This window comes from Sphingomonas sp. 1185 (assembly GCF_040544655.1).
Taxonomy (GTDB): Bacteria; Pseudomonadota; Alphaproteobacteria; order Sphingomonadales; family Sphingomonadaceae; genus Sphingomonas.
The window spans coordinates 87,422-99,289 of sequence record NZ_JBEPKL010000008.1 but is presented as its reverse complement, the minus strand read 5'-3'; the positions used below and the strand labels follow the sequence as shown (position 1 = coordinate 99,289).

Annotated in this window: 6 protein-coding genes; all 6 read right to left on the bottom strand. The window is 68.1% G+C overall.

The genetic code is table 11. The annotated features are described in order from the left end of the window. Positions 1 to 35: 35 nt before the first annotated feature. Positions 36 to 800 carry a meso-2,3-butanediol dehydrogenase gene (gene budC, locus ABIC44_RS08330; protein ID WP_354294796.1) on the bottom strand — a complete coding sequence of 255 codons (765 nt, stop codon included), beginning with the start codon at positions 798 to 800 and terminating at the stop codon, positions 36 to 38. Positions 801 to 926: 126 nt separating this feature from the next. Next, entirely contained in the window at positions 927 to 2,837 is a 1,911-nt protein-coding gene (locus ABIC44_RS08325; RefSeq protein WP_354294794.1) for an alpha-L-fucosidase, read from the bottom strand. 23 nt (positions 2,838 to 2,860) lie between these two features. Further along, on the bottom strand, positions 2,861 to 5,173 hold the full coding sequence (locus tag ABIC44_RS08320) for a GH92 family glycosyl hydrolase (protein ID WP_354294793.1): 2,313 nt from the start codon (positions 5,171 to 5,173) through the stop codon (positions 2,861 to 2,863). Then, entirely contained in the window at positions 5,170 to 6,606 is a 1,437-nt protein-coding gene (locus ABIC44_RS08315) for a glycoside hydrolase family 125 protein (protein WP_354294791.1), read from the bottom strand. The genes ABIC44_RS08320 and ABIC44_RS08315 overlap by 4 nt, the downstream gene beginning before the upstream one ends. Further along, entirely contained in the window at positions 6,603 to 9,122 is a 2,520-nt protein-coding gene (locus ABIC44_RS08310; protein ID WP_354294789.1) for a glycoside hydrolase family 3 N-terminal domain-containing protein, read from the bottom strand. The genes ABIC44_RS08315 and ABIC44_RS08310 overlap by 4 nt, the downstream gene beginning before the upstream one ends. Next, positions 9,119 to 11,704: a beta-mannosidase gene (locus ABIC44_RS08305; RefSeq protein WP_354294788.1), complete on the bottom strand. Its 2,586-nt coding sequence runs from the start codon at positions 11,702 to 11,704 to the stop codon at positions 9,119 to 9,121. The genes ABIC44_RS08310 and ABIC44_RS08305 overlap by 4 nt, the downstream gene beginning before the upstream one ends. Positions 11,705 to 11,868 lie beyond the last annotated feature (164 nt).

Here is an 11,868-nt window from a genome sequence, read left to right as displayed (position 1 = left end):
GGCGTCGATCTTGATATATATCTATATTACGGTCGTCAGCTGAGTGGCGGCTGGCCATTGGAGGCGCTCAGACCGCCATCCACGGGCAAATTGATGCCGGTGATGAACCGGGCATCCTCGCTGGCCAGAAAGGCGATGGCCCCGGCAATATCGTCGGGCTCGGCCCCCCGGCCCATCGGGATGCGCGCCTCGAACTTTGCGATCAGCTCGGGCTGTTCCTTCATGCCCTCGGTCAGCGGGGTGTAGGTCAGCGACGGATTGACCGCATTGACGCGCACGCCGTTCGCCGCCTCGTCCATCGCCAGCGCGCGGGTGAAGTTGGTGACCGCCCCCTTGGCGGCGCAATAGAAGCTGTGGTTCCAGTCGCCGCCCAGACCGGAGACGGAGGACATGTTGATGATGCACCCCTTTGCCGCGCGCAAGGGCGCGATCGCGGCGCGCGCCATCTGGACGACGCCGTACAGGTCGGTTTCGATGACCTTGGTGAAGGCCGAGAAATCGCCCTCGTCGAGCTTGCCGAGATGATCGATCCCGGCGTTGCTGACCAGGATGTCGACACGCCCGAACCGCTCGATCGCCAGCGCGACCAGCGCCTCGCAATCGGCCATTCTGGACACGTCGGTCGGCCGCGTCGCGACGGTCGCGGGGGCCAGCGCCTCGGCCAGCGTCGCCAGGCCGTCCTGGTCCGTGTCGCCGAGGACAAGGGTCGCACCCTCTTGCGCGAAGCGGCGCGCCGCGCCTTCGCCGATGCCCGAGGCCGCGCCGGTGACGATCACGATCTTGCCGTCGAAACGGGCCATGGCTGCATCTCCTGTCCTGTGCTCAGGCCCGGCTCAACCGCCCGGACCCCGCACTGTTCCGCATGACGGGACAGGAGGACGCCCCGCCGCGCCGGACGGTCCGGCCGCGACGGGGCGCAGGGAGGCTCAGCGCTTGGTGAAGGCGCCGATCCCCGCAATCGCCAGATTGGCGGCGGGCTTGGACATTTCGGCGAAGCTCAGCCGCAGATAGCGGACCGGCCGGACGCTGGTGAAGGGCAGGCGCTGGGTGGAAAGCGCATAGGCGATGTTGGAGAATTCGCCCGAGCCCGCCGGGGTCCAGTTCTTGCCGTCGACGCTCGTCTCCGCGACATAGCCGCGCGGCGGGGCGGCATCGACCATCACCTGGCGCGAGGGAGTCAGGCTGAAGCCCGCCACATCGCGGACCTGGCCCATGTCGACGGTGACGCTGGCGGGCTTGCCCGGCGTCGGCGCGGGCTGGATCCAGATGGTCTTGGCGTCATTGTCGAGCAGCTTTTCCGCGCCCGGCGCACTCGCCGAGACGATCGTCCAGTCGGTGGTCGCCAGCACCGTGGGATCGCTCGACACGATGGCGGGGACGGGGACCGGCGCGACGCTCCGGAACAGCGACACCTCGCTGATCGCCGGGCAGACCGGCGCGTCGACGATGCGCAGGCGGACCCGCTTGGCGGTGATCGGGGCGGGCAGGCGGATGATCCGCTGCGCGCTGATGCACTCATGCTCGGCAAGCTGCTGCCACTGGCCGTTCACCTCGGCATCGACCGCGAAGCGCGTGACCCGCACGCCGAGCGGCAGATATTCGCGGATTCGGATCAGGTCGAAGCTGCGGCCGGGCGGCAGGTCGAGCGTCAGGCTGGGGGTGGTCACACCATCGGGGGCCGACCAATAGGTGTCGCGGTCGCCGTCGAGGACGCGGGCCGCCTCGAACCCCTTGCCGCGCACATGGCTGGCGCTCGCCACCGACCCTTGCGCGAGGTCGGTCGCGAAGCTGGCGCGGATCGCATCGCCGAAGCTCTTCAGGATCTTGACGTCCTGATCGGGAATGCGGCCGCGCCGGTCGGGCGGCAGGTTCAGGTTCATGTTGGTGCCGCGCGCGACCGAGGTGTCGAAATAGCCGACGAGATTCTCGGGCGACCGGACCTTGGAATCCTCGTCGGCGTGATAGAACCAGCCGGGCCGGATCGAGGTGTTGGTCTCGGCGGGCCACCACAGCGCGCCGCCGCGCACGCCCGAATTGCCCTCCGACTGGACGTAAGGGTGGTCGGGCATGGTCGGCCAGCAGGGATCGCCCGCAATGCCGTCCTCATTGCCGACCCAGCGAATGTCCGCGCCCAGCGGGTCGAAGGTGCACGCCATGGGCTGATATTGATGGACCAGCGCGATGATCGAGGGCCAGTTGTAATATTTGGGCGCATCGATCTGCCGCGTCTCGCGCGCGCCGCCATAATAGCCGTCGCCGCCATTCGCGCCGTCGAACCAGAATTCGAACAGCTCGCCATAACCGGTGCAGAGCTCGACCACCTGCTTGCGATAATAGTCGATATAGGCGGGGGTGCCATAATCGGCGCGGTTGCGGTCCCAGGGGGAGAGATAGATGCCGAACGCGATCCCGCCGCGCTTGCACGCATCCGACATCTCGCGGACGATATCGCCCTTGCCGTCCTTGTAGGGCGAGTTGCGGATGCAATGCTCGGTCAGCCTGGTCGGCCACAGGCAGAAGCCGTCATGATGCTTCGCGGTCAGGATGATGCCCTTGAGGTTCCCCGCCTTGGCCGCCGCGACGATCTGGTCCGCGCTGAAGTCGGACGGGTTGAACATCTTGGGGTCTTCATCGCCGTAACCCCATTCCTTGTCGGTGAAGGTGTTCATGGCGAAGTGGACGAAGGCATATTGCTCGTGCTGGTGCCAGCGCCACTGACGCGCCGAGGGGACCGCGCCGTAAGGGGCGGGGGCACCGGCCCGCGCCTTGGCAAAGGCGGGCGTGGCGGACGCGACCAGGCCGGAGGCAAGGACGGCGCGGCGGGAGAAATCGATCATCTTCAACGTATCTCCGGGAGGGATCAGGCGGGCTTGTGGTCGAAGGACGGCGGCCGGTCCTTCGGATCGCGGCCGAAGGCGCGGTTCGGCCGCGCGCCCATGGTGAAGGACAGGGTGCCGCCCTTCGACAGGGTGGCATGGTCGATCCAGCTCTTCGTCCAGGGGCGGCCGTTCCAGGTCACCGACTGGACATAGGGCGTGTCGGGGCGATTGCCCTTCGCCTCGACGGTCAGCGTCCTGGTCCCGCCCAGCGACAGCCGCACCCGCTCGAACAGCGGACTGCCCAGGACATAGGCGCCGCTGACCGGATCGACCGGGTAGAAGCCGAGCGCCGAGAACAGGAACCACGCGCTCATCTGGCCGCAATCGTCATTGCCGATGATGCCGTCGGGCGCGTTCTTGTACATCTCGGTCAGCAGGCGGCGAACCATCGCCTGCGTCTTCCACGGCGCGCCGACATAGGCATAGAGATAGGCCGCATGCTGGTCGGGCTCGTTGCCATGGGCATATTGGCCGACCAGACCCGAAATATCGGGCGGCGCGTTCTTGGGCAGGGTCGAGGGCGCGTTGAACAGGCCATCCAGCTTGGCCTCGAACTTCGCGTCCCCCCCCATGTGGCGGATCAGGCCGTACACGTCATGCTGGTTCAGGAACGTCGCCTGCCAGCCATTGGCCTCGGTATAGTCGCGCCACCAGGGCTTGGGCATATGGCCGAGCTGGATGGGGTCGTAATCCTTCCACCAGCTGCCGTCGTTGAAGCGCGGGCGGGCAAAGCCGATCGCGCTATCGATGACGTTGCGCCAGTTGCCCGAGCGCTTGAGCAGCCGCTGGGCCTCGGCGGTCTTGCCCGCGTGCCGCGCGATATGCGACGCGGCCCAGTCGTCATAGGCATATTCCTGCGTCCGGCTGACGCTTTCCCACCAGATGTCGGCGGGGACATAGCCCTTGGCGTCGTACAGGTCGCGGCCCTTGCTATTGTCCATGTCGGGCGCCGAGAAGTCGAAGCTGCGCTTGGCGATGCCGGGCCAGGCGGCGGCATAGTGGGCGGGAATGCCCTTCACCATCGCCTCGGCCATGATCGGCGTGCCGTGCCAGCCGATCATGATCCCCGTCTCCTTGCCCTGGAGCGTCCAGACCGGCGGGCCATAGGCGCTCTGCTGGGTCTGGCGGATGACGTCGTCGATCAGCTTCTTGGCCTGGGCGGGCTGGGTCAGGATCAGCCAGGGGTGCAGCGCGCGGTACGTGTCCCAGGTGGAGTAGGTGCTATAGGCGGACTGCCCGGCGGGCAGGGTATGGACCTGTCCGTCCAGTCCGACATAGCGGCCGTCCACGTCGGAGAAGAGCGTGGGCGCGATCAGCGTGTGGTAATTGGCGGAGGCCATGATGACCTGCTGGTCGCTGGTGCCGCCTTCGACATGGATGCCGGAATTCTTCTCCCACCAGCGCGCCACGGCGGCCTTGCGGGTGCGCTCGAAATCCCAGTGATTTGCCTCGGCCGCCAGATTCGCCTTCGCCCCGGCCACATCGACCGCCGAGATGCCGCAACGGATCAGCAGCGGCGCATCACCCAGTTCGTCGAAGAACAAGGCGGCCTTCAGGCGGTTGCCCTTGACGGCGGTGCCGTTCGCGGGCGCGTCGCCATCGCCGTAAAGCTGGATGCGGCTGGGCTTCTTCGACAGCTGCATCGCAAAGAAGATGCGCCGCCCCTTGGCCCAGCGGAAAACGCGGCGCGTGCCGGTGATCGTGCCGTCGGGCTCGACGGTGATCTCGGCATCGGTGATCAGCGGCTTCTCGTCGCTCTTGTCGAGGACGAGGTGCGACAGGTCGACCAGGACATGGCCGGGCCCCTTGGGATAGGTGTAGCGGTGCCAGCCGGTCCGCTCCGTCACGGTCAGCTCGGCGAGCACACCGGACTCCAGCTTCACGCGGTAATAACCGGCTTGCGCCTGTTCGTCCGAATAACGCTGGCGATAGCCCGCATCCGGGTCCGACAGCGGCCCCGGCACCAGCTTCAGCTCCCCGCGCGTCGGCACGACCAGCACGTCCAGCATGTCGCCGATCCCGGTGCCCGACAAATGGGTGTGGCTGAACCCCATGATCGAGCTGTCGCCGTGGTGATAGCCCGAGCAGGTGTCCCAGCGCTCGACATCGGTGTCGGGGCTCAGCTGCACCATGCCGAAGGGCAGGACCGCACCCGGATAGGTATGGCCGTCGCCGCCCGTCCCGATGAACAGGTTCGGCAGAACGGGCGGGGTGTCGACGCGGGCGGCCAGCGTATCGAGCGGCAAGGTGGCGAGCGCGGTCCCGGCGAGGAGCGAGCGGCGGGTCAAAATCATGCGAACGTCTCCCGCAAAACTTCGGGCCGGGTGGCCGCGACATGGATGATCAGCTCGCCGAACAGGCCATTGGCCCAGGCGAACCAGTCGCGCGTGAACTTGGTGGGATCGTTGATATCGACCCCTTCGTGAATGAAGCCGGTATGGCCGTGCGACCGGCGGATCATCGTCAGACTGTCGCGCAGCAAGGCCGGATCGGTCGAGGTCAGCGCACGGGTGATGACCGACATCGGCCAGACCTGGCCCGGCCCGGTATGCGGGCCGCCGATGCCGCTGATCGCGGACCCCTCGAAATACCAGGGATTGTCCGTGCTCCAGCACGCCGCGAGCGTCCGTTGCCACAGCGGATCGGCCGGATCGACGCAGCCGAGATAGGCGAGGCCAGAAAGCGAGGGGACATTGGCATCGTCCATGAAGACGGCATTGCCATAGCCATCGACCTCATAGGCCCAGACCCGCTGTCCGTTGGGCAGCGTCATGGTGCCATGCTGCCGGAGCGCGGCCTCGACCTCGGCGGCCAGCGTGGTCGCATCCTGTGCCAGTGCGGGCTCGTCGACCGCGCTCGACAGCGCCGCGAGTTCGCGCAGCGTCGTCATCGCGAACAGATTGGCGGGCACGAACTGTTCGTACAGGCACGCATCGTCCGAAGGGCGGAAGCCCGAATGGATCATGCCGTTGGGACGGGTCGGCAGGCCATAGCCGCGATAGAGCGTCTCGGTCGGCTCCGGCGCGGAACGGCGGAAGCGATAGGGCCCCAGGCCCCCTTTCCGCTGCTGCTCGCGAAAGGTCTTCACGATCGACCGCGCCGAGGCCTTCCACTCCGCGTCGAACGGCGTCACGTCACCCGTCTCGCGCCAATAGCCATATGCCAGCCGGATCGCGTAGCAGAGCGAGTCGATCTCCCACTTCCGCTCGGCGACGCCGGGCTTCATCTCGGTATCGTCCTTCAGCGCCCAGCTCAGGTTCGTCCTGGCGTTCGGGTCCTGCATGAAGGCATTGGCGTACGGGTCGATCAGGATCGACCGCGCCTGCCGCCCGATCAGCCCGCGGAACAGCCGCCCGAGCGCGGGATCGCGCTTCACCAGATGCAGATAGGGCCGTAGCTGCGCCGCCGAATCCCGCAGCCACAGGCAAGGAATGTCGCCGGTGATGACGAAGGCGTCCGGCTTGCCGTTCACCTCGCCCAGCGACAGCACGGTGGTGTCGAGCGTGTTGGGATAGCAGTTCCCGAACATCCAGCGCAGTTCGGGATCGGCGATCATCTTGGAGATGCGGGTGATCTCCGCCTCGACCGCCTTCGATACGAAACGGCGCTCGGCGACCGGGGGACGCTTGCTGACGAAGCCGGGCGTGGCGGCGAAAGCGGGGGCGGCGGCGGAGGTGGCGGCGAGGGCGGCGGCCCCTGCGATCAGTTCGCGACGGTTCGGGGTCATTTCGGCAGGTCCTGCGCCGCGCCGGTCACGGTGAACTGGGTCCACTGGCCAGCGCCGTCACCCGGCTGACCGCCGCCGATATAGAGTTTGTACGTGCCCGGCAGGATGCGGCGCGTGCCGTCGCGCCACACCTGGCTCATCAGGCGCGGGTCGATGGTGAAGCGCGCCGTGCCCGCCTGGCCGGGCTTGAGCGGTATGCGGGTGAAGCCGACCAGTTGCCGCTGGAGCACGGGATCGGTCAGGACGAGCTTCTCGTCGGTGGCGGGCGGGACGAGATAGGCCTGCGCCACCTCTTCGCCGCTGCGCTGGCCGACATTGCGCAGCTGTACCGCGACCTCGACCGGCTGGCCCGCCGCGACGCTGGCGGTGATGGTCGGCTGGCCATAGTCGAACCGGGTGTAGCTCAGGCCATGGCCGAAGCCCCAGGCGGGCTTGCCGGTGAAGTAGCGATAGGTCCGCTCCTTCATGCCGTAATCGGCAAAGGCGGGCAGGTCGGCGGTCGAATGATAGATGGTGACCGGCAGGCGGCCCGACGGGTTCACGTCGCCCGCCAGGATCTCGGCCAGTGCGGTGCCGCCCTCGTTGCCCGGATAGAAGGCCGCCAGCGTGGCGGCGGGCTTGATGTCGCCCAGCGAGACGGCCGATCCCGAGACGATCACCGCGACGACGGGCTTGCCGGTCGCCTGGAGCGCGGCGAGCAGGTTGCGCTGCGGCTCGGGCAGGACGATCTCGGTGCGGTCGCCGCCCGCAAAGCCGGGGACCGAGACGCCCAGCGCCTCGCCCTCCAGATCGGGCGACAGGCCGATGACCGCGACCAGCACGTCGGCTGTCCCGGCGACCTTCAGCGCCTCGGCCTGAAGCGCCTCGGCGGGGGGCAGCCATTGCAGGCGGAAGCCCTCGTCGCCGCCCTTATGGTCGATCTCGACCCGGATGCGCCGGGGCGCGGTGCCGTCGATCATGGTCTCCAGGCCCTTGGCCCCGATCACGCCGTCGATGACCAGCCGGTCGTCGATCCACAGCTTGACCGGATCATGCGGCGGGCAGGCGTGCCAGCAGGCGGGGCCGTTGAGCTGGAGCTTGTACTGGCCCGGCCCCGGCGGGGTCAGCGTGCCGGTCCAGCGGCGGCGGAAGGGGGCCGTCTTGGTATAGTTGAAGTCGATGCGGGAATCCTGTCCGGCGGCGCTCCACTGGCCGTTCGCACCCATCGTCTCCACGGCCAGACCCGGCTTGCCGTTCGCCGACAAGGCGGTCTCGGGCACGTTGACGAACGCCCCCTCGGCCAGCACCGATCCTTGCGCATAGCGGATGTCGCGGCCGAACTTGCGGCGAATCCCCTCCAGCGGCGTCACCGGATCGATCGCCGACCCGTGATAATTGCCCTCCAGCACGCCCAGATCGTCGGCATTGGCCCCGAACACCGCCAGCCGCTTGCCCTTGAGCGGCAGCAGGTCGCCCGGATTGTCGAGCAGGATGATGCCCTTGCGCGCCGTCTCCAGCGCCAGCGCGCGGTGCGCGGGGGTGCCGAGCTGGCTGGGCTTGATCGCGTTCCACGGCGAATCGACCGTCAGCATCCGCCGCACCGCCAGCGCACGGGCGAGCGCGGTGTCGATCTCGCTTTCGGTGATCAGTCCGCGCTTCACCGCCTCGGGCAGCGCGCGATAGGTGTTGCCGCAATTCAGGTCGGTCCCTGCGCGCAGCGCCGCCGCCGCCGCCGCGGGCGCGTCGGGCTGGGCATGGTGGAACATCCAGATATTGCCGACCGCGTCGCAATCCGACACGACGAGGCCGTTGAAGCCCCAGTCGGTGCGCAGCCGCTGGGTCAGCAGCATCGGATTGGCGCAGACCGGCGTGCCGTGGATCGCGTTATACGCGCACATCAGCGACAGCGCCTTGCCCTCCGTCACCGTCGCGCGGAAGGCGGGCAGGTAGGTCGCCTCCAGATCGCGCGGGGACACCATCACGTCGAAGCTGTCGCGCCCGCCCTCGGGGCCCGAATGGACCGCGAGATGCTTAACCGTCGCGATGACCTTGGGATGCTTCAGGTCGGGGCCCTGGAGGCCGCGCACGAAGGCGATGCCGATCCGGCTGGTGAGGAACGGGTCCTCGCCATAGGTTTCCTGGCCCCGGCCCCAGCGCGGATCGCGGAAGATGTTGATGTTGGGCGACCAGATGGTCAGCCCTTCGAACAGGCCGCGATCGGCGTTCAGCGGCTTGGTGTTGAACTTGGCCCGCGCCTCGACCGCGACGACATCGCCGACCTTCTGGATCAGCGCGGGGTCCCAGGTGGCGGCCATGCCCATCGCCTGCGGAAAGACGGTCGCCGGACCGTTGCGCGCGATGCCGTGCAGCCCCTCGCTCCACCAGTCGAATGCGGGCAGGCCGAGCGCGGGTTCGGCCGGGGCCTCGTTGACCAGCTGCGCCGCCTTGCGTTCGACCGACAGCGACTGCGCGGCGGGGGGAAGGGCGGGAGCGGCGGCGGCCTGACCGGCGGCGGCGAGGAGGAGGAACGGGATCACTGGGCGTCCTTCGGACCGAGGGTATAGATGTTCAGCTCGCGCGCCAGGGTGGCCGCGTCCGCGTCGCTCTGGATGGTGAGCGTGATGCTCTCGCCGGGCAACAGGTCGAAGCCATCGTCGGACGGTTCGGCGGCGGTGGTGCCGAAATTGACCTGTACCTGTCGCGCGAGATGGCGCGCGGTCAGCGTCAGCTGCTTGCCCGCCCAGCGCGCGGTGATGCCCGGCGCCGGATAGGCCATGTCGCGCGGCACCTTCCGCTCGACGATCTGGCGGGCGATCACCTTGTCCCCATCGAACAGTTCGGCGACGGCATAGCTGCTCTCGGGCGCGGCACCGGCAAAGATCGCCGCATCGGGGATCGTCGCGACATCGCTCGCCGAGGCGGGGGCCATGGTCACGCTGCCCGATTGCGAGCCCAGCTTGCGCCCATCCATGGCATAGCCGGTGACGCGCCAGCCGAGCGGTTTGGGCGCCGTGGCGTCGGACACCAGCGCGATCCGGGTCGCGCCGGGCTTGGTCTCCGCCACGATCGTCTGGGGCGCGAAGAAGCGGCGCGCCTCGTGCTGGAGCATCTTGTCATGCCCGGTCCAGTCGATGCTCGACCAGCTGATCGCGGGCCAGCTGTCGTTGAGCTGCCAGTAGAGCGAGCCCAGCGTCACCGGACGGCAGGCCCGGTGATGCCGCGCCGCCAGGCCGATGGCGCGCGCCTGCATCGCCTGGCTCAGATAGACCAGATCGGCGAAATCGCGCGGGTCGCGCAGATTCTGCTTCAGGTAGAAGGTGATGCGGTCATTGCCTTCGCCCGCTAGGAACTTCTGGTGCGCCTTCATCACCGGGCTGTCGATACGGAAGTCCGCCGGGTCGGCGAAGGTCGCGATGGTCGACAGGTCGGGGAAGGCCTGGAAGCCATATTCCGACATGAAGCGCGGGCAGCTGTCGGTGTAACGCTCGACCGGCTTGGAGCCCGACCAGACGTCCCAGAAATGGCGGTCGCCGTCCTTGTCGGTGTCGGTCGGCCCCTCATAATCGGTCGAGGGCGAGCCGGGCCAATAGGGGATGCCGGGCGAATTCTTGATGACGGCATCGCGCAGCACGCGGTCGAACAGCACCGCCATGCCGGTGCCGATCCGTTCCTGCTCGTCGGGGCCGACCGCCTTCTTGAACGCCTTGCGGTCCGACCAGTTTTCCCAGCCCGACAGCACCTCGTTATTGCCCGCCCAGATGACCAGCGAGGGGTGCGACTGGAGCCGGGCGACCTGTTCCTCGGCCTCGACGCGGACATTTTCGCGGAACTTGGCGTCGGGGGGCGTCACGCTGCCGCCGAACATGAAATCCTGCCAGACCATCAGGCCCAGCGCGTCGGCGGCGTCGTAGAAGCTGTCCTCGGGATAATAGCCGCCGCCCCAGATGCGGACCATGTTCATGTTCGCCTTGACCGCCTTTTCCAGCATCTGGCGCTCGGTTGTGGCGGCCACGCGGGCGGGGAAGGCGTCGAAGGGGATGACGTTGCTGCCCTTGGCGAAGATGACGTTGCCGTTGATCTTCAGGCCGAAGCTGCCGTCCTTCCGGACAAGCTCGACGGTGCGCAGGCCGGTGCGCTTCTCGACCGCATCGGCCCCGGCCAGTACGGCTCCCACGGTATAGAGCGGATGCGCGCCGAAGCCGATCGGCTGCCAGCGTTGCGGCCGGGCGATCGAGACGGGGACGACCACGTCATTCTCGCCCGGCTGGAGCGCCACGTCGCGGCGGACGCGGATGCGGCGGCCGTCGGGGCCGGTGACGGTCACGTCCATCCGGCCGGTCTGCGCGCGGTCGGCCACCACCGAGGCGCGGGCGAGGATGCGCGCCTCGGCATCGGTCAGCGCCTCCTGCTCGATCCGCAGATTGTCGATCCGCGCGGCGTCCCACGCCTCCAGCCGGACTGAGCGCCAGATGCCGATATCGACGATGCGCGGCGCCCAGTCCCAGCCATATTGGTATTTGGGTTTACGAATATAGGGCGAGGTCTGCTTGCCCTTGGGCTCGTCGCCAAAGGGGGAGTCATATTCGCCGGGTAGCGGGTTCTTCTCGGCCAGCACCATCGGCTGGAGCGTCCTGATCGGCGAGGCGAAGCTGACCACCACCTCGTTCGCGCCCGCCTTCAGCAGCGGCTTGGCATCCGCCCGCCAGCGGCGATGCGCATTGTCGGCGGACAGGAGCGGCTGGCCGTTGACCGTGACGGTCGCGAAGGTGTCGAGCCCGTCGAACACCAGGTCCAGATGATCGCGCCGCAGCATCTCGGGCGTGACGTCCAGCGTGGTGCGATACTGCCAGCCGGTCAGGCCCGCCCACTGGATGGGGGCCTCGTTCGCGCCCTTATAGGGATCGGGCACGATCTTCGCGGCGATCAGGTCCTGCTGCACGCTGCCCGGTACGGTGGCGGCCAGCCAGTTCGCCGCCTGCGGATGCGCGCGCGCGGCGTCGGCGTCTTTGGGATCGATCCGCACCTGCCAGCGGTCGAGCGTCGCCACCGTCTTGGGCGCGGCGAGCGCGGGGAAGGGCAAGGCGAGCGCGGCCAGGATCAGGCCGAGACGATGTTTCAAGACGATTTCCCTGGAAGCTGCATCGGTGCGCGGACGAAGCCCCGCACGGCAAAGGACATGGAACCAAAAGGCCGGACCCGGCCGGACCGGCGGCGGGCACGCGCGACGGCGGCGGACATGGTCCCCGCTCGCATCAGGCTCTTTCTCGCCATCCGTCACCCCCG